The following is a 20,373-nucleotide window of genomic DNA, read 5'->3' as shown; positions in this document are numbered from 1 at the left end:
CGGCGGGACGGTGATCGCGACCGGGGGAGGCACCCGCCGGCCGCTCGGGGCAGTCATTGCCCCGCACACCTTCCATCGGACGCCGGAGTCGGGGGAATGCGAGCGCCGAGAAGAGTCCCTTCACAATCGCGCGGAAGATGTAGCGGTCGCGCCGGGTGTTCCCGTGGCGCGTGTCGGGTCGTCGTCGGTTTTTCAGCAGTTTCTGCTCACCGACCGCGCAAAGGCGTGGGCAACCACGCACCGTGTGGCCCGCGCCGCGCCCTCGCACCCCCGGACCCTGGCCGCGCTGGCACCGGCGAACGCGCGGCTCCCGGGGTGGGCAGTTCCGAGCCACTGGCGGGCCGGCTCCAAGGAAACTGGTCAGGGGAACCGGGCCCGGCCGCCTGCGGTGACGTCTTTGCCGGTCGTTCCCGCGGAATCAGTTGCGGGCCGCGGGGTTCCGTTCTACAACACACTCCGTGCGGCCCCTCTCCCACCTGCCGCACCCCTCTCCCCCACGCACCCGCCCGAACCGCACGCTTCCCACGAAGCGCGGAGCGGGTTCGCCCGCGCCCACAGACGCCCGCACCCGGAGAGGTGACCCCCCGATGACACCCGAAGTTCAAGTCTTGCTCAACACGCTCTGGGTGGTGACCGCCGCCATCCTCGTGTTCTTCATGCAAGCCGGGTTCGCGCTCGTCGAGAGCGGCATGGTGCGGGCGAAGAACGCCGTCAACGTCATCATGAAGAACTACTGCGACATGTGCGTCGGCGCGATGGGGTTCTGGCTCCTCGGGTACGGGCTCATGTTCGGGGTCAGCACGTCCGGGTGGTTCGGGACGACGAAGTTCGCGCCGAACTCGGGCGAGCCGTTCGAGTACACGCTGCTGTTCTTCCAGATGATGTTCGCGGCGACCGCGGCGACGATCGTGAGCGGGGCGCTGGCCGAGCGGATCCGGTTCAACGCGTACCTGGTCGGCTCGTTCCTGATCACCACGGTCATCTACCCGGTCTTCGGCTCGTGGGCGTGGAACGACAACGGGTGGCTGAAGCAGATCGGGTTCATCGACTTCGCGGGCTCGACGGTGGTGCACACGGTCGGCGCGTGCTGCGCGCTGGCGGGCCTGGCGGCGCTCGGGCCGCGGACCGGGCGGTACGCGAAGGACGGCACCCCGCGGACCATCCCGGGGCACAACCTGCCGTTCGTGGCGCTGGGCGGGTTCGTGCTGTGGCTCGGGTGGTTCGGGTTCAACGCCGGGAGCACCACGGCGGCCGACCTGAGCATCGGGAAGATCGCGCTGAACACGCACCTCGCGGGGGCCGCGGCGGTCGCCGGGGCGCTGGTCCTGTGCGGGCTCCTGGGCCGGCCGGTGCTGCTGACGACCGTGGTCAACGCGAGCCTCGCGGGCCTGGTGGCGATCACCGCCGGGTGCGCGTTCGTCACCCCCGGGTCGGCCATCCTGATCGGGCTGATCGCGGCCCCGGTGATGCTGCTGGGCGAGGCGTTCCTCGACGCGTTCAAGCTCGACGACGCGGTCGGCGCGATCCCGGTCCACGGGTTCTGCGGCGTGTGGGGCACGTTCGCGGTCGGGATCTTCAAGGAGAGCGGGGCCGACGTGAAGCAGATGTGCATCCAACTGCTCGGGTCCGCGGCCGCGTTCGGGTTCGTGTTCCCGACGGCCTACGTCATGTACCGGGCCATCGGGGCGTGGATGCAGCTGCGGGTCGCGAGCGTGGACGAGCAGCGCGGCCTCGACTTCGCCGAGCACGCCGAGGTCGGCTACCCGGAGTTCCAGGAGGGGCTGCTCCACGGCGGCACCGCGGCCCCGGCCGCCCGGCCCGCCGCGGCCCCCACCGCCCGCCCGTCCGTCACCGCCCCCGTTGGGAGGAACTGACCCGTGACCACGCAACAAGAGGCCTCGCGGCGGCGGCGGATCGTGTACCACGCGGCCCGGAACCGGCTCCCGGACGACATGGTCTCTGCGGCCGTGCGGCTGTGCGACCGCGAGTTCCAGGCGCTGCCCGTGTTCTCGGTCCAGAAGTTCATCTCGCGGCTCACCGAGGCCGTCGGCCCGCCCCCGAAGCCGGGCGAGCTGTTCACCGCGATGAACCGGCTCCGGGTCGTCACCGACCTCGACGCGATCGGGCCGGACCCGGTCGGGGGGGCCGCCCCCGGCGCACCACAGCAACCCGCACACGAGCCCGCGGCCCCGCCCCGGTTCCGGCCCGCGGCCCCCGCGGCGAGCGGGCGGATCGACAGTTGGGCGGCGGCGTTCACCGCGTTCATGAACGGGATCGTCGGCGAGCTGCGGCACCTCGGGCCGGACCTCCCGGCCGCGGCCCGCGCCGGCGTCGCGCTGCGGCTCCAGAAGGCGGACCTCGGGCCGAACGGGTACGCGGAGCTGAACGCCTGGGCCGACGGGCAGGCGGCCGCGTTCACCGACCGGCTCTCGATCAAGGACATGCACGCCGGGCTGCACGAACTGTACCTGTGGGCGTGCGAGGAACTCGGCCCGGTCGAGACCGACCGCGTGTTCGGGGCCGTGCTCCGCGAGGTGTCGCAGCTCCCGGGGGCCGCGCAGTTCCCGCCGCGGAGCCTCATGTGACCCGTCGGGGAAAATCCGAAGCACGAAGCTCGAAGCACGAACAGAGCCCGGGGTATTGGTGGCGTTCTTTCGTGCTTCGGATTTCGAATTTCGGATTTCAGGGCAGAGCCCTGTTGGGCCGATGAAAGTGGGATGAGACGGTGGCCGCGGGGCGCAAACCCCCGCGGCCGCGTCGTTCTTCCGGCGGAAGGGCCGCAACTCGAAGCGGCCCCCGACAACCGGGAGCAGGATCATGATCCGCCAGTTCGCTCTGTCCGCCCTCCTCGCAACGGGTGCCTTCGCGGGCACCGCCTCCGCCGCCCCGCCCGTCGTGTACGGGCCGGCCGTCTCCTACGGACCCGCCGTCCCCTACCGCCCGGTCGGCCCGATCGCGCCGCGGGGTCCGTTCGTGCCGCCGCCCCGCTTCGTGCCCCACGACCACCACTACGACGTGTTCGTCCGCCGGTGGCTCGGGTGGGAGCTCCAGGGCTCCTACGACTCGCGGTGGGAGGCCGAGCGGGTCGCGAACCGGCTCCGCGCCCACGGGCAGTGGGTCCGCGTCACGCTGCACTGAGCCTGCGGAGGTGGACATCGGCCGCGGGTCGGGTATCGTCGGGGGTGGGCCGGTTCGCGGCCCACCAGGGGAACGACGTGGCCGAACAAGTGACGGGCGTGGTCGAGCGGATCACGTTCCACAACCTCGACAACGGGTACTGCGTGCTCCGGGTCCAGGCCCGCGGGCACCGCGACCTCGTCACCGTCGTCGGCCACGCCCAGCAGGTCGTGGCCGGCGAGTACGTCACCGCGACCGGCGAGTGGACCACCGACCGCACCCACGGGAGCCAGTTCAAGGCCGCCGAGATCAAGACCAACCCGCCGCACACCGCCGAGGGGATCGCCCGCTACCTCGGCAGCGGGCTCATCAAGGGCATTGGGCCGAAGTTCGCGCAGCGGATCGTCGAGGTGTTCAAGGAGAACACGCTCGACGTGCTCGACACGTCGCCGACGTTCCTCTCACAGGTGAAGGGGATCGGCCCGAAGCTCATCGAGAAGATCCGCAAGAGCTGGGAGGAGCAGCGCGAGTCGCGGAAGATCATGGTCTTCTTGCAATCGCACGGGATCGGCACCGCCCGCGCCGTCCGCATCTACAAGACGTACGGCGAGAACGCGATCGAACTCATCAAGGCGAACCCGTACCGGCTCAGCGCCGACATCTGGGGCGTCGGGTTCGCGACCGCCGACGAACTCGCCATCAAGCTCGGCCTGCCCCGCGACTCGCCGTACCGGGCGCAGGCCGCGGTGCGGCACGTTCTGTCAGAAGCGAGCAGCGACGGGCACGTCGGCTACCCCGAGGAACTCCTCTGCACCGACGCCGAGCAACTCACGGGCATCCCCGAGAAGGGCATCCGCGACGCGATCGAGGCGCTGCGCATCACGGACGAGATCGTGCGGGACAGCGTGCAGTCGGCGAGCGGCGACCGCTCTTCGCCCTCTCCCCTTGCGGGAGAGGGTGGCCGCGAGTCCTCGAGCGGCCGGGTGAGGGGTGAAGCCGCGCGAGTGGCACAGGGGCCCCCCTCACCCGGCGGCGAAGCGCCGCCACCCTCTCCCGCAACGGGAGAGGGCAAAGTACACCCGGGAACCTCCGAAGCCCTGATCTTCCTCAAGCCGCTGTTCCTCGCCGAACTCGGCGTGAGCCGCGCCATCAAGGCGCTCGCGAAGGGGCCGCACCCGCTCCCGGCCGTGGACATGACGCCGGCCGTCGGCTGGATCGAGCAGAAGATGGGGATCCAGCTCGCCGGGTCGCAGCGGGCCGCGATCCTCGAAGCGGTCGCGAACAAGCTCGTCGTCATCACCGGCGGCCCCGGCACCGGGAAGACCACCATCGTCCGGGCGGTCATCGAGATCTTCCTCGCGAAATCGCTGAGGGTGCTGCTGTCCGCCCCGACGGGCCGGGCCGCGAAGCGGCTCACCGAGTCCACCGGCCGCGAGGCCAAGACGATCCACCGGTTGCTGGAGTTCGACCCCGGCATCGGCACGTTCCGCCGCGGCCGCGAGAACCCACTCGACGCCGACCTCGTCGTGATCGACGAGACCTCGATGGTCGACGTCGTGTTGATGAACCGACTTCTGCAAGCGGTTCCGCCGTGGGCGTGCGTCGTGTTCGTCGGCGACGTCGATCAACTCCCGTCGGTCGGGGCCGGGTCGGTGCTCACGGACCTCATCGAGTCGAAGACCGTGCCGGTCGCGCGGCTCACCGAGGTCCACCGGCAGGCCGGGAGCAGTTGGATCGTGCGGGCGGCGCACGCGGTGAACCAGGGCCAGGTGCCCGAGTCGGCCCCGCCCGGCACCGGCGACTTCTACTTCGTGGAGGCGAGCGAGCCCGAGCAGGTCATCACCGCGATCCGCCAGATGGTGACCGACCGCATCCCGAAGCGGTTCGGCCTCGACCCGTTCCGCGACGTGCAGGTGCTCAGCCCACAGGTGAAGACGGCGCTGGGCGTCGCGAGCCTGAACCGCGAGCTGCAGGCGGCGCTGAACCCGCCGAAACAGGGGCTCGCCGAGGTGAAGCGGTTCGACAACACCTTCCGCGTCGGCGACAAGGTGATGCAGATGAAGAACAACTACGACCGCGAGGTGTTCAACGGCGACATCGGCCGGGTGTCCGCGATCGACGCCGACGACCAGATCGTGCTCGCCGAGTTCGAGGGCCGCGACGTCGAGTACGACTTCAACGACCTCGACGAACTGCAACTCGCCTACGCGTGCTCGATCCACAAGTCGCAAGGCAGCGAGTACCCGGCGGTGGTGATCCCGGTCCACTACCAGCACTACACGATGCTCCAGCGGAACCTGATCTACACCGCCATCACCCGGGGCCGCAAGCTCGTCGCACTGGTCGGCAGCCGCAAGGCGCTGTGGAAGGCCGTCACCAGCGCCGAGACGAAGATGCGGTACTCGCTGCTGAAGTGGCGGCTGATGGCGTGAGGGGCGCGACGCGCCGTTGTAGCCGCGGATGCGGCGACCGATGGTAGCCAGGGGTGCGGCCCGTTTCGGGCAAACCCCTGGTCCCCGGCGCGACGCGGATCGCTTTCGGGTTCTGTCGCCCCTCCGGGGCTCCGATACGCGACGGTTCCCGGACCAGGGGTTGCGCTCGCGGACTCGCTCCACCCCTGGCTACCATCGGTCGCCCCTCCGGGGCTACAACACACCCCCTCGCTCGCGCTCAGGGTTCGCCACCAACCGCCCAGCACGCACGCCCCGCCGCGCCACCAATTCCCTACACCCCACCGCCGGCATCCGGTACACTGACCGAACCTGCCCCGTGTCCCCCGTCGTTCTCCCCGCTCGGAGCCATGCACATGCGGTCGCTGTTCCGGGGGCTCGCGCCCCTCGCCCTCCTCCTCGCGTCGTCGGCGGTCGCCGGCGCCCAGCCCAAGGGCGGCCCGCTCCCGCCCGAGGACGCGCTCAAGGCGCTCAAGGTCGCCGACGGGTTCCAGGTCGAGTTGTTCGCCGCCGAGCCGTTGCTCATCAACCCGACCAGCATCGACGTGGACCACAAGGGCCGCGTGTGGGTCGCCGAGGCCGTCAACTACCGCCGCAAGAACTTCGGCCGCCCGATCCTCCGCCCCGAGGGCGACCGCATCGTCGTGCTCATCGACGCGAAGGGCGAGGGCAAGGCGACCGAGTCGAAGACGTTCTACCAGGGCACCGAGATCTACGGCCCGCTCGGCGTGTGCGTCGCGCCCTACGCCGACGGCAAGGGGCAGCGGGTGTTCGTGTGCCAGTCGCCCGACATCCTCGTGTTCGAGGACAAGGACGGCGACCTGAAGGCCGACGGCCCGCCCAAGAAGTTCCTCACCGGCATCGGCGGGTTCGACCACGACCACGGCGTCCACGGCATCAACATCGGCCCGGACGGCAAGCTGTACTTCACCATCGGCGACAGCGGCGTGACCGGCCTACAGAGCGCCGACGGCAAGGGCAAGAAGTGGGTGAGCAACACGACCGACGTGCAGAAGGGGACCGTCTGGCGCGTGGACCAGGACGGCACCAACCTCGAACTCATCGCCCACAACTTCCGCAACAACTACGAGTGCTGCGTCGATTCGTTCGGCGAGGTGTGGCTCTCGGACAACGACGACGACGGCAACCAGCAGACCCGCATCTGCTTCGTGATGCCCGGCGGCAACTACGGCTACGGCCCCCGCGGCGCGGGTCAAACGCACTGGCACGAGGAACAACCCGGCATCGTCCACAAGACGCTGCGCACCGGCTTCGGCAGCCCGACCGGCATCACGTTCTACGAGGGCACGCTGTTCCCGAAGAAGTACCAGGGCTCGCTGCTGCACTGCGACGCCGGCCCCCGCGAACTGCGGTGGTTCCACCGCAAGCCCAAGGGTGCGGGCTACGAACTGGAGAAGGAAATCCTGCTGACGAGCAGCGACAACTGGTTCCGCGTGAGCGACGTGTGCGTCGCGCCGGACGGCAGCATCTTCGTCGCGGACTGGTACGACCGCGGCGTCGGCGGCCACGGCATGGGCGACCCGACCGACGGCCGCATCTACCGCATCACCCCGAAGGGCCACACCGGGTACAAGGTGCCCGAGGTGAAGCTGGATGATGCGAAGAGCGTGGTCGAGGCTCTCGGGTCGCCGAACCAGGCGACGCGAGCGCTCGGCCTCGCCGTGCTGGCGTCGAAGGCCAAACTCGCAGGCAAGCTTCCAGTCTTTAAGGACCTCAGCCCCGAAGCGAATGCCCGGCTCAGTTGGGCGTCGACGCGGGGGTTGAAGGAGGCGAACTCCGAGTGGATGGCGATCATCGGCGCCGATTTACTCCTGCGGGACGACCCGCAACTCCACGCCCTCTCTGTACGTCTTTTGCGTTCACTCGATGAGCCGGGAGGGGACAAGAAGGCGATCGCGGGTTCTGGCATCGAAAAACTTGGTGCCCCGGCCCGGCGAGAACTGCTCCTGTGGCTCCGTGACTGGCCCGCCGACGCGGCGACGCCGATCTTCTACACCCTCGCCAAGCAGTACGACGGGCAGGACATCTTCTACCGGGCGGCGCTGAACATTGCCTGTGGGACCGATCCGGCCCGGCGTGACGCCATCCTCGCGGACTTCGACAAACACTTCCCCGAGTGGGACGACAAGACCGCCGACCTCGTGTGGGAACTGCGGCCGAAGTCCGTCCTGCCGCGGCTCGGCAAGTTGCTCGGCGACGCCAAGCTCACTGCGACGCAGAAGGCGCGGGTGATCGACATCATCGCAGCCAACGACGACCCCGAGGCCGGCAAGTCGGTGCTCGAAGTGCTGAAGTCGGACGCCGCGCCCGAGGTGAAGGCCCGCGCCATCGAGAGCCTCAAGCAGTTCCTCCCGACCAAGTGGAAGCCGCTGCAAGGGGGCAAGGAACTCGCGTCGGTCATCGACGCTTTGCTGACTGACGCCAAGACGCAGGCCACCGGCCTGCAACTCGTCGCGGCGGTCGGCGGGGCGGAACGGGTCGCGGCCGTCGCAGCGATCGCAAGCGACGAGAAGGCGGCGCTCGACGTCCGCAAGGAGGCCGTTCGCACGCTCGGGAAGATCCCCGCGGCGGAGTCGGTCGCGGCGCTGGCGAAGGTCGGCACGCCCGAGAACCCGCTGTCGATCCCGGTGATCCAGGCGCTCGGCGATCTGCTCCCCAAGGGCCAGAAGCCGCCGGCGTTCTCGACGCAGGCGCTCGAGGCGCTCCAGAAGGGCGTCACCAGCGAGAAGGCGACGCCGGCGCTGAAGTCGGCGGCGCTGTCGGCGCTCGCCGGCAACCAGAGCGGCACGCAGTGGCTGCTCGAGGCGCACAAGAAGGGCGAACTGCCCAAGGACCTCGTCGCCGAGGCCGGCCGGCTGCTGCGGAACTCGCCGTTCCAGGGGCTCCGCAACCAGGCGCTGCTCGCGTTCCCGGCGGCCGGCAAGCTCGACCCGAAGAAGCTCCCGCCGATTTCCGAACTCGCCAAGCGGCCCGGCGACGTGGCCCGCGGCAAGGCCGTGTGGGCGGCCAGCGTCGGCGGCGCGGCCCAGTGCGGCAAGTGCCACATGGTCCGCGGGGTCGGCGGCCAGGTCGGCCCGGACCTGTCGATGATCGGCAAGAAGGGCAGCCGCGAGAACCTGTACGAGTCGATCCTGGTCCCGTCGAAGGCGATCGCCGACCAGTACATCCAGAGTTCGGTGACGACCAGCGCCGAGGTCACCATCTCCGGCCTGCTCGTCGCCGAAACCGCCGACAGCCTCACGCTCCGCGACGCCAACGGTAAGGACACCACGGTCGCCAAGAAGGACGTCGAGGGGCCGGTGCGGAAGCTCAAGGTGTCGATCATGCCCGACGACATCGTCGCCTCGCTGACCGAGGACGAACTGATCGACCTCGTCGCGTACATGGAGACGCTCAAGACCGCCTCCTACACGCCGGACACGTTCCACGTCATCGGGCCGTTCCCGAGCGAGAACATGGACGCGGCGCTCGACGCGGCGCACGGCCCCGAGAAGGGCGAGTTCAACGCGAACGCGACCTACACCTGGAAGGGAGTCACCGCCGTCGGCTGGAAGACGATCCGCCCGGACGGGAAGGGGTACTTCGACCTCGCCGCGCACCACGGCCCGAAGGCCGCGAACTCGGCGTCGTACATGTACGCCGAGTTCGACTCGCCCGCGGAGCAGGCCGGCGAGGTGCTCCTCGGGCCGGACGACGGCGCGAAGCTGTGGGTGAACGGCAAGGAGGTGTTCACCACCCGCGACACGAAGGCCGCCGCGCCCGAGACGCACAAGGTGCCGGTGGCGCTCGTGAAGGGGAAGAACACGGTGCTGCTGAAGGTCGCCAACGGGGACAACCCGCACGGGTTCTTCTTCAGCCTCACCAGCGCCGAGGAGTTGAAGCCGGTCGCGAAGAAGTGAGTGGTGCGTCCCAGGCCCCGCCGGCGCGCCGGCGGGGCCTGGGACAGTCCCTACAACCGGACCACCGAGCGGCCCGAGTGGGCCGCTCCCCATTTGACCGCGCGCCGGCGGGGTATATAATCCCGGTAAGTTGGTCGGGCCACCTCTCACCGACCAACACCAGGGGGATCTGCCACATGCCCCACCCAGGTAAGCGCCCGACGCCACCTTCGTCGGAGACCGCCTTCCCGCCCGGCTCGGTCATCGCCTTCCTGGCGGACCGGAGCCAGCTCGACTTCGAGGTCGAGTTCTACGGGAAGGTGATATCCGGTGCGCCGGACTTCGCCGAAGTCCTCCGGGTCCAGGCCAGCAACCTGACCACCAAGGGCCGCCTCCAGGACGGCCTCGCCATCGACCGCCAGCTCGTCGCCACCCGCCCCGCCGACCCCACCGCCCACTACAACCTCGCGTGCCGCTACGCCCTCCTGAAGCAACCCGATCACGCGATCGGCTCGCTGCGGAAGGCCGTCGAACTCGGGTACCGCGACTTCAGCTTCATGGAAGAAGACCACGACCTCGACTCGATCCGCAAGGACCCCCGCTTCCGGCAGCTCGTGAAAGAGTACCGGACGCAGAAGAAGTGATTCTGGCGAGCGGGGGACGTGAGTCCCCCGGTGAACCGCGATTCTCTCACACCGGGGGACTCACGTCCCCCGCTCGCCAAAACCCCTGCGAATTAAGTCAGACGCTCGCCCCCGGAGTATGATCCCCTCCGCGGGTTCTGTTTGTATCCCCCTCTCCGTGTCTCCCACACTCCCCCTCTGCCATCCATGCACCCCTTCACCGCCCCCCACAGTGAACCGGCACGCGCCGCGTTCGCCCAGAAGCCCCGCGGGCTGATCGACAAGGTGACGACCGTGGCGGACGCCGTCCGCCGGTTCGTCCGCGACGGCGACTACTTCGCCACCGGCGGGTTCGGCACCAACCGCATCCCGACCGCCGTGTGCCACGAGATCGTGCGGCAGCGCCGCCAGCACCTCGGGTTCAGCGGGCACACCGCCACCCACGACTTCCAGGTGCTGTGCGCCGGGAACCTCACCGGCCGCGGGCAGACCCTCGACCGCGTGGACGCGGCGTACGTCGTCGGGATCGAGGCCCGCGGGCTGTCGCCGCACGCGCGGCGGGTGATGGAGTCGGGCGCGGTGCGGTGCGCCGAGTGGTCGAACTACACGCTCGCGCTGCGGTACACGGCCGCGGCGATGGGCGTGCCGTTCCTCCCGGCCCACAGCACGCTCGGCACCGAGACGCTCACCCACAGCGCCGCCAGGGTCATCGAGTGCCCGTTCACCGGCGAGAAGCTGGCCGCGGTGCCGGCGCTGTACCCGGACGTCGCCGCGATCCACGTCCACGAGGCCGACCGCTACGGGAACTGCCGGTTCACCGGCACCTCGGTCGCCGACTTCGACCTCGCCCGCGCCGCGAAGCGGCTCATCGTCACCTGCGAGCGCCTGGTGCCGCACGACGAGATGCGCCGGAACCCGCACCTGACGCAGATCCCGTTCCTGTGCGTGGACGCGGTGTGCGAGGTGCCGTTCGGGAGCTACCCGGGGAACATGCCCGGGGAGTACTTCTCCGACGAGGACCACCTGCGGCTGTGGCTCGAGGTCGAGCGCGACCCGGCCGCGTTCGGGCAGTTCCTCGACGACCACATCTTCGGCGTGACGGACTTCGCCGAGTACCTCGACCACTGCGGCGGCCTGCCGCGGTTGCAGCACCTCCGCCACCGGGAACTGCTGCTGCACCTGGGGAAGTAAGCGAGCAAGTTCCCGTCGGGCCGCAACGCGTCTCTTGTCTTTCGCGCCACGGGACGCGCCGTCTCCGGGGCGCACGAAAAACGCCGCCCGTGGGGGCGGCGGTTGAGCACACGTCGTTTGCCGGCCGGTCAGCGGCCGCTGCGGGTCAGCCGGCGCTGCACCTGGCTGACCAGGAGCGGCGACGCCTTGAGCATCCCGATGAGCCGCTGCTCGACCATCTGCGAAGGGCTCAACCTGGCCCGGCCGTCGGCCACCAGAGTTTCCTCTTCTTCTCGCGTCGTAGGGGCCTCAGTGCCGGTCTGATAGCGGTCGAAGCTAGGCATGTCGTTGTTCACGGTGTCCCTCAGGGTGTTGTCGAGAGAGGCACTGTTCATGTATGCAGACTGCGCGCCAATCCCAAGTTCCACTTCTGTACGGGCCGGCCGCGCGGCGCAAGTGGCACGACCGGGCCGGGTTTAGCGCCCGAGCAGAATCCGTACAGTTCGCTCAACCCCGTCGTCGCGCAGCGGAATTTCCTTGTCGGGAAGTTGGCTGCCATCGAGCCACACTTCCGAAACTCCCGACTCCGCGTGCTGCGGGTTCTCGACCCGGCAGCGGTACAGCGTGTTGCCGAAGCGGTAGTCCACCTCGAACCCGTCCCAGTCCGCCGGGACGCGCGGGTCGAACGCGAGCCGGTCGCCCCGCTTCGTGAACCCGAGCAGCGTTTCGACCGCCGCCCGGTACAGCCACGCGGCCGAGCCCGTGTACCACGTCCACCCGCCGCGGCCGACGTGCGGGGGCACGCCGTACACGTCGGCCGCGACCACGTACGGCTCGACCTTGTACTTCGCGACGGCTGCGGGGGTGGCGGTGTGCGAGAGCGGCGAGAGCACCGCCCACAGGGCGTGCGCGTCGCCGCCGCGGCCGAGCCCGGCGAGCGCCTGCACGAGCCAGATCGCCGCGTGCGTGTACTGGCCGCCGTTCTCGCGGATGCCCGGGAGGTAGCCCTTGATGTACCCGGGGTTCAGCGCGCCCTTGTCGAACGGCGGGTCGAACAGCCGCACCAGGCGGGACTCGCGGTCCACGAGGTGCGACACGGCCGCGTCAACGGCCCGGGTCGTGCGCTCCGGGTCGCCGCCGCCCGAGAGGACGGCCCACGTCTGCGGCAGCGAGTCGATGCGGCACTCGTCGTTGGCGTGCGAGCCGAGCGGGGTGCCGTCGTCGAACCACGCGCGCAGGTACCACCCGCCGTCCCAGGCGTGCGCCTCGACCGCGGCCCGCAGTTCCTCCGCCTCCGCCAAGAGCTGCTTCGCGATCTCGGCGTCCCCACGCGCCGCGGCGACCGCCGCGAACTCGGTGCGAACGAGCACCTGGAACCACGCGACCCACACGCTCTCGCCGACGCCCCCCGCGCCGACGAGGTTCATGCCGTCGTTCCAGTCCCCGCACCCCATGAGCGGCAGGCCGTGCGGCCCGAGCTTCCACCCGTGCGACAGCGCCCGGAGGCAGTGCCGGTACAGTGTCACCGACTCGTCCGACACGTCGGGCAGGAAGTACTCCTCCTGCTCGTGCTCCTTCAGGGCGCGGCCGCGGAGGAACGGCACCTCCTCGTCCAGGACGGCGGCGTCGCCGGTGACCCGGACGTAGTGGCTCACCGCGTGGGCGAGCCACAGGAAGTCGTCCGAGAACCGGGTGCGGACCCCGCGGCCCGACGGCGGGTGCCACCAGTGCTGCACGTCGCCCTCGGGGAACTGGCGGCCCGCGGCGCGGAGGACGTGCGCCCGGGCCTCGGCGGGCTCGGCGTACACGAGCGCCATCACGTCCTGCAACTGGTCGCGGAACCCGAACGCGCCGCCCGACTGGTAGAACGCGGACCGGCCCCACAGCCGGCACGCGAGCACCTGGTACGGGAGCCACCGGTTCGCGAGCACGTCGAACCCGGGGTCCGGGGTCCGCACGGTCACGGTCGAGAGCCGCCGGTCCCACGCCCGGGTCACCTCCTCGAGCGCGGCGGCGGCGGCCCGCGGGTCGCGGTACAGCTTCGCGAGGCGGGTCGCCTCGTGGGCGGAGACCGCCTGCCCGATGACGAACACGACCTCGGCGACCGCGCCGGGCGCGACCTCGAACCGGCCGGTGAGCGCGGCGCACGGGTCCAGGCCGGGGCCGACGTGGTCGCTCAGCCCCACGCGCCTCAGGGCCGCCGGGTGCGCGGCCGAGCGGTTGCGGCCCAGGAACTCGGCGCGGCTGCCCGTGAGGGTGCGGGGCCGGAGGCTCGTGTCGGCGAACGCGACCGCCGGGCCGAAGTCGCTGAACGCGCACCGGGCGAGCACCGCGCCGGAGTCCGGGTCGATCTCGGTGACGACGTACGGGGCCGTCTGCTCGCGGGTGGTGCCGAGCACCCACTCGGCGAAGTACGCGGCCGAGAGCCGCCGCGGGCGGGCCGAGCGGTTCGTCACCCGGAGCCGCAGCACCTTGACCGGGTCGCCCACCGGGACGAACGCGGTCAGGTCCGTGGCGAGGCCGTCGCGCTCGGCGAGGTACGTGGTGTACCCGGCCCCGTGCCGGGTGACCGTCGGCCCGCCGGCCGGCCGCGGGGTCGGGGTCCAGAACTGGCCCGTCTCCTCGTCGCGGACGTACACGACTTCGGCGGGCGGGTCGGTCACCGGGTCGTTGCTCCACGGGGTGAGCCGGTTCGCCTGGCTGTTCCCGGCCCAGGTGTACCCGAGCCCCGCGTCGGTCGCCAGGAACCCGACGCTCGGGTTCGCGACCACGTTGGCCCACGGGGCCGGCGGGACGCCGGTGACGACGTACTCGCGGCCGTCGGCCGAGAACCCGCCGGTGCCGTTGAAGAACTGCAGCCCGGCCACCTTCGGCTGGTCCGGGATCTCGGGCTCGCCGGGGCGGGTGGGCACGAGGTCGGCCGGGAGCCGGCGGTTCCGGGCGACCGCGTCGGTCTGGTCCGCGAGCGTCCCCTGGTCGCCGTACAGCACCACCCGCGCGGCCGCGAGCAGCAGCGTGCGGTCGTCGTCCCCGGGCTGCACCTTGCGGACGAACACGCCGCCGGGCTTGTCGATCACGTCGCGGCTGTCGCTGGCCCGGGCCAGCGCGGCGAGGTCCTGGTAAAGCTCCTCGCGGTACGTCGCCGGGCGGTCGGCGAGCAGCACCAGGTCGACCGGGAACCCGCGGCCCCGCCAGAAGGCGTGCGCCTTGAGCGCCTGCCGGGCGAGCGGCATCCCGTCCCCGTCGGCGACGCACGCGACCACGATCGGCAGGTCGCCCGAGATGCCGAACTTCCACAGCCCCGGTTGCCCGCTGCGGTTGTCGCGCACGGCCTGGAGCGCCCGCAGGGCCGGGGGCGGGAACAGGACGTGCCCGACGAGCCGCTGGTACACGTGCGACTCCGCGGCGGTCACGCCGAGGTGCCGCAACTCGACGCGGCTGTGCGCCCACGCGAGGTCGAACGCCCGCTCCGCGGCCCCCAGCGAGTGGTAGTGGCCGGCGAGCGCGAGCGCGGCGTCGCGGCTCTCGGCCACGGCCGTGACGAACGCGAGCGTCACGGTGCCCCCCGGCTCGATCCGCACCGTCTTCCGCAGCGCGAGGACCGGGTCGAGGACCGGGCCGACGGTGCACGACAGCCGCCGGGCCAGCCCCTCGGGGTCGGCCGCGGACCGCCGCCGCCCGAGGAACTTCGCGCGGTCCGTCTCGTACTCGGTCACCCGGCCCGCCGCGTCCTCCGCGGCCACGAGGTGGACGGCGAACACCGGCTGCTGGGTCGCGGCCCGCGGCCGCCGCCGGCACACGAGCGCGTCGTACTGCGGGAGCCACTCGGTCTCGAGGAACAGCTTCCCGAACGCCGGGTGCGCGAGGTCGGCCCGCGGGTCGTTCAGCACCACCTCGGCGTAGCTCGTGACCTCGACCGCGTGGGGCCGCGTGTCGTGGTTCGCGAGCGTGAGCCGCCGGACCTCGGCGTCCTGGTCCGGGGCGACCACGACCTCGAGCCGCGACTCGACGGCCCCGTCGCGGCGGCGGAACTCGGCCTTGTCGGCGGAGAACACGACCTCGAAGTCGTCGGCGGCCGCGCCGAGGGGCTGGTGCCCGACCGACCACTGCTTGCCGGTCGCGGGGTCGCGGAGGTACACGAACGTGCCGTGCGGGTCCCGGGTCGGGTCGGTCCGCCACCGGGTCACCGCGAGCCCGCGGCACGTGCTGAACCCGCCCCCGGCGTTCGTGAGCATCACCGTGTAGTTGCCGTTCGACAGCAGGTGCGCCCGCGGGGCCGGGGTGTCCGCGGTCGTGAGCCGCCGGCTCACGTCGGCCGCGGCCCCGCTCGGGGCCGCAGACTCGGTCTCCACCTCGGTCGGGCGGACCTCCGGCGCGTCGAGCGGCACCCGCTCCTGGAGCAGCAGCTCCACGGCGCGGACCGCGGGCTCGGCGTGGAGCCGGGCGCAGTGGACGTCGCGCATCAGCCGGTTGGTGATGGCGCACAGGCCCATGCCCTGGTGGTGCGCCATGTACGACTGCACGACGCGGCACCGCTCGCCGCGGGCGAGCCGGTCCGGGGTGAAGTCGATCGCCTCGAAGAACCCGTACGCGCCCTCGCCGCCGACGGCCCGCAGCGCCGCGAAGTTCGCCACGGCCGCGGGCGCGTCCACCATCGTCGCGAGCAGCGAAGCGTACGGCGCGACGACCAGGTCCTTCCCGAGCCCGCGCTTGAGGCCCAGGCCCGGCACGCCGAACGACTGGTACTGGTAGTCGCCCTCGGCGCTGAGCACCGCGAACCCGGACTCCGAGATGCCCCACGGCACCCGCGTCTCCCGGCCGTACTGCACCTGCCGCCGCACGGTCGCCTTGTGCGCGACGTCGAGCATCGTGCCGGGGGCCGGGGCGAGCACGAGCCGCGGCATCAGGTACTCGAACATCGTCCCGCCCCAGGAGATCAGGCCCGGGAGCCCGGCCGCGGGGGTGACGAGCCGCCCGAGCTGGAACCAGTGCTTGCGGGGCACGACGCCGCGGGCCACGGCCAGGAAGCTCGTGAGCGCCGCCTCGGACGCGAGCAGGTCGTAGTGCGCCGAGTCGAGCCGCTCCAGGGCCACGTTGTACCCGATGCTGAACAGGTGCCGCGACTCGTTGTAGAGGAACCGGAAGTCCATCGCGTCGGCGAACGCCTCGGCCCGGCACGCGAGCGCGTGCAGCCCCCGCTCGAGGTCGGCGGCCGCCGAGCGGTCGAGCGCCGCGGCCAGGGGCTCGGCCGCGGGGTCGGTCGCGAGCGCCGCGCGCAGAACCGGGAGCCGCTCGGCCCACCGCCGCACGCTCGCCGGGGCGTTGAGTTCGGCGAGCGCCTCGGCCTGCCGGCTCCCGGGCGCGAACGCCCGCAGCGCCGGGAGCCACGGGCACACGGCGGCGAGTTCCTGGCGGAGCGCCCGCACCTGGTCGCCGAACGCCCGGACCCAGAACGCTTCGTCGCCGGCCGGCACCGGGAGCTGCCGCGCGAGCTTCTCGGCCGCCTCGAGCCAGTCGGCCCAGCCCAGCAGGTCGGCCGGCGCGGCCGCGAGGTGCCGCTGCACCGCCCCGGTCGCCCCGGGGGGCAGCGCCTCGGCCGCGAGCTTCACCGCGTCGGCCAGGCCGGCCGCGGCGCTCGGCGACGGGACCGGCTCGTCCACCTTGCCGCACAGCCCGTTCTTCACCGCGAGCAGGCACCCGAGGAGGTTCCCGCTGTCCACGGTCGAAACGTAGTCGGGCGGCAGCGGCCGCAGCGTGGTCGTCTCGTACCAGTTCAGGAAGTGGCCCCTGAACCGGTGCATCCGGTCGAACGTGTCGAGCGTGCGGCCGAGCCGCGCCACGAGGTCCGGCAGCGACACGTAGCCGAGGTCGTGGGCCGACAGGGTCGAGAGCAGGAGCAGCCCCTTGTTCGTCGGGGAGGTGCGGTGCGCGACGACGCCCCTCGGGTTCTCCTGGTAGTTGTCGGGCGGGAGCCAGTTGTCCTCGGCGGTCACGAACGTCTCGAAGAACCGCCACGTCTTGCGGGCGGTGCGGCGGAGTTCGGCCCGCTGGGCCTCGGTCAGCGGCGGCTCGGTGTCCCGGAGCGGCAGGCTGACGAACCACGCGACGACCGGCGACACGAGCCACGCAACGAGCCACGGCGCGGCGGCCGGCAGCGCGTCCGGGTGCGCCCACGCGACCAGCGCCGCGAGGCCGCCGGCGGTCGCGACCGCCCACCACATCGAGCGCACGAACTGCGCGAGCCCGGTGCCGAGCCGGGCCTCGGCGGCCGCGGCCGTCTCCCACTCCAGCATCCGGCGGCGCGACACGAACACGCGGTACAGCGTGCGGCCGATCGCGTCGAGCGCGAGCGCCGCCTGGTTCGGCAGGAACACGGCCCCGAGCGCCACCTGCCCGACGGTCGCGGGGAGGCTCTCGGCCGCGCCCCGGATCACCGCCCCGGGCGTGCGGCCGAACACGATGGCGAGGGACTGGTTCACCAGTTGCAGCGCGAGCGGCACGGCCAGCACGCCGAGGGCGAAGAGCGACCACGCCCATGCCGGGCCGGGCAGCACGGTCCACCCGAGCGCGAGCAGCAGCACGAGCGCCGCGGGAACGAGGCTGCGGCGGAGGTTGTCGGCCACCTTCCACCGGCCCAGGGGCGCGATGGGGTTCGGCCGCGGGCCGGTCGGCGTCGGCACCGTGCGGCCGAGCCACGGGAGCAGCTGCCAGTCGCCGCGGACCCACCGGTGCTCGCGCTTCGCGTAGGCGTGGTACTTCGCCGGGAAGTCGTCGAACACCTCCACGTCGGTGACGAGCCCGCACCGCGCGAAGTTCGACTCGATCAGGTCGTGGCTCAGGACGCTGTTCTCGGGGAACGCGGCGCCGGCGGTCGCGTGGAAGGCGTCGACGTCGTACAGCCCCTTGCCGGTGAACGTGCCCCACCCGAACAGGTCCTGGTACACGTCGGACGACGCGCTGGAGTACGGGTCGATGCCCGCGGACCCGGCGAACGTGCGGGCGAACCGCGACCGCAGCCCGGTCTTGTACAGGAAGCTCACCCGCGGCTGGAGCACGCCGTACCCGGCCACGACCCGCCGGCCGTCGGCCGACAGAACGGGGCGGTTCAGCGGGTGCGCCAGCGTCGCCACCATGCGGCGGGCCGAGTCCCGCGGCAGCACCGTGTCGGCGTCGAGGGTCAGCACGAACTTCGCCTCGAGCGCGGCCGCGTCGCCGGTCCGCACGGCGTAGCTCGTGTCGGTCGCGCCACGGAGCAGCCGGTTGAACTCCTCGAGCTTGCCGCGCTTCCGCTCCCACCCCATCCACGCGCCCTCGGCCGCGTTGAACTGCCGCTTGCGGTGGAACAGGAAGAACAGCCCCTGGCCGTCGGCCGCGTGCCGGTCGTTGAGCTTGCGGATGCCGGCGACCGCGGCCGCGACGAGCGCGTCGTCGCTGGGGGTGGTCTCGGTCGGTGCGTCGGCCCAGTCGGTGAGCAGCGCGAACCGGAGCCGCGGGTCCGGGTTGGCGAGGTAGTGCAGCTCCAGTCGCTCGCACAGCGCCGCGGCGCTCTCGGGCCGGGTGAGCATCCCCGGGATGACGACGGCGGTGGCGAACTCGGCCGGGATGCCGGCCCCGAAGTCGAGCTTGGGCAGCACCCGCGGGGGCAGCACGCGGCACACGACCGCGTTCACCACGGCGACCGCCGCCTCGGTCGCCGGGAGCAGCACCGCCAGCCCCACGAGCGCGAGCAGCCACCCGGGCGCGCCGGCGGCCGCGGCGACCGCGACGACCAGCGCGGTGACCAGCGCGGTGACCAGCGCGGTGCCGCCGAAGTACGCGGTGTGCGGGCGGGCGGTCAGCAGCCCGCGCCACCGGAGGCGGAACGGGAACCGGCACCCCAGCTCGCGGGCGAACGGCTCGCGGCCCTCGGCGACGAGGTGGAACCCGACGTGCCGCTCGCGGGGCGTCGCGCCCCGGGCGGCCCGCGCCAGCGCGAGCCGGGCGACGTCGGTCTCGTCCCGCCCGGCGGCCTTGGCGATCTCCTCGACGGCCTGGCGGTACCGGTTCCGGGTCACGAGTTCCTGCCGCGGGTACGCGCCGGTCGGGTCGGTCCGCAGGGCCGCCTCGACGAGGCTCGCGCGCTCGAAGAACTCGTTCCAGTCGATCGCGTGGAGGAGCCGCAGGCTCATGACGCAGTGGCCGACGGAGACCTGGTTCGCGGCCTGCCGGCGGTGCTCGCGGCGGAGCACCTCGGTGAGGTCGCCGGCCACGTCCCAGACGACCGGCGGGCTCTCGCCCAGGTCGCGGACCGCCTGGTGCCAGCTCACGAGGAACGCGTCGGTCGGGTCGCTCGGGAGCGGCGGGACGGACCCGGTCGCGGCCCGGTGGACCCACGCCAGGGCGCGCTCGCGCTCGCTCCGCGTGTCGAGCATCTGGGCCGCGAGCCGCCGCAGGTTCTCGAGCAGCGCGAGCCGGAGCATCGTGGGCACCGCCCACAGCTCGCCCGAGGTCAGCGGCCGCACCTCCTGGTACGCCCTCACGAACCGCAGGACGAGGTTCTCGTCGAGGTGGCTGTCGGTGTGGGCCACGAGGGCGACGGCGATCTCGTACACCCGCGGGAGCCCGGCCCACGGGCCGCCCTCGACCACGGGCAGCTCGTCCGAGTACCCGCGGGGCAGGTCGGTCCGCGCCTGCCGCAGCACCTCTTCGATCACGAAGAAGTTGTCGAGCAGCCACTCGGCGTCCGGCATGAGCGGTTCGACCTGGGCCGCGGCGGCGGCCGCGTCGCGGGCCCTGCGGAGCACGGCGCCGTTGTCGCGCAGGCGGCGGAGGAGCGCGTGGGAACCCGGCTTCACGCGCGCGGCGGTGCCGGACGCCATGGCGCGCGCGAGTTCCGCGAGGAGGTCGGCCCCGATCAACTCGGAGCGAAGTGGGTTGCTGGTCGAGTGTTGGGGAGGGACCGCGGGGAGAGTCGTTCCGGGTATCAGTTCCATTACGTCGTGCCTGCTCCGCGGGAGGTGAAACGCCGCGCCTGGTACAGTGGTGCAAACCTGGTGCCGGGCGTCGGGAGAACGGGAACCGAAGGCACCCAGGTGCCCCACGGTTCGCACCCAGGGTTATACGGTCTGTCGTCCC

The 20,373-nt window shown here is 71.9% G+C and carries 9 protein-coding genes; 7 read left to right on the top strand and 2 right to left on the bottom strand.

Annotation, left to right across the window (positions count from 1 at the left end; translation table 11 throughout):
- Positions 1-587 precede the first annotated feature (587 nt).
- The 7 genes from ACTIGN_RS29575 (at position 588) to ACTIGN_RS29545 (ending at position 11,280) form a co-directional block, all read left to right on the top strand.
- The gene (locus ACTIGN_RS29575; RefSeq protein ID WP_439630697.1) at positions 588-1,874 is read left to right on the top strand and encodes an ammonium transporter; all 1,287 of its coding nucleotides are present in this window, start codon (positions 588-590) and stop codon (positions 1,872-1,874) included.
- 3 nt (positions 1,875-1,877) lie between these two features.
- The gene (locus ACTIGN_RS29570; protein ID WP_439630695.1) at positions 1,878-2,585 is read left to right on the top strand and encodes a hypothetical protein; all 708 of its coding nucleotides are present in this window, start codon (positions 1,878-1,880) and stop codon (positions 2,583-2,585) included.
- Positions 2,586-2,817: 232 nt separating this feature from the next.
- The gene (locus ACTIGN_RS29565) at positions 2,818-3,138 is read left to right on the top strand and encodes a hypothetical protein (protein WP_439630693.1); all 321 of its coding nucleotides are present in this window, start codon (positions 2,818-2,820) and stop codon (positions 3,136-3,138) included.
- 77 nt (positions 3,139-3,215) lie between these two features.
- Positions 3,216-5,549, top strand: coding sequence for an SF1B family DNA helicase RecD2 (recD2, locus tag ACTIGN_RS29560; protein ID WP_439630691.1), 2,334 nt, complete (start codon positions 3,216-3,218; stop codon positions 5,547-5,549).
- Positions 5,550-5,923: 374 nt separating this feature from the next.
- A complete protein-coding gene (locus tag ACTIGN_RS29555; protein WP_439630689.1) occupies positions 5,924-9,487 on the top strand; it encodes a PVC-type heme-binding CxxCH protein in 3,564 nt (1,187 codons plus the stop codon).
- Positions 9,488-9,663: 176 nt separating this feature from the next.
- A complete protein-coding gene (locus tag ACTIGN_RS29550; protein ID WP_439630687.1) occupies positions 9,664-10,110 on the top strand; it encodes a TPR end-of-group domain-containing protein in 447 nt (148 codons plus the stop codon).
- 186 nt (positions 10,111-10,296) lie between these two features.
- The gene (locus tag ACTIGN_RS29545) at positions 10,297-11,280 is read left to right on the top strand and encodes a CoA transferase subunit A (protein ID WP_439630685.1); all 984 of its coding nucleotides are present in this window, start codon (positions 10,297-10,299) and stop codon (positions 11,278-11,280) included.
- A 128-nt stretch (positions 11,281-11,408) separates the two neighbouring features.
- Here the strand turns inward: ACTIGN_RS29545 and ACTIGN_RS29540 are convergent, their stop codons facing one another.
- Both ACTIGN_RS29540 and ACTIGN_RS29535 read right to left on the bottom strand, forming a co-directional pair.
- Complete coding sequence (locus ACTIGN_RS29540) at positions 11,409-11,654, bottom strand: hypothetical protein (protein ID WP_439630683.1); 246 nt, start codon at positions 11,652-11,654, stop codon at positions 11,409-11,411.
- 81 nt (positions 11,655-11,735) lie between these two features.
- On the bottom strand, positions 11,736-20,117 hold the full coding sequence (locus ACTIGN_RS29535; RefSeq protein ID WP_439630681.1) for a GH36-type glycosyl hydrolase domain-containing protein: 8,382 nt from the start codon (positions 20,115-20,117) through the stop codon (positions 11,736-11,738).
- Between the last annotated feature and the right edge of the window lie 256 nt (positions 20,118-20,373).

The organism is Gemmata sp., assembly GCF_051859125.1.
GTDB lineage: Bacteria > Planctomycetota > Planctomycetia > Gemmatales > Gemmataceae > Gemmata.
This window is presented reverse-complemented; position numbering and strand designations above follow the sequence as displayed.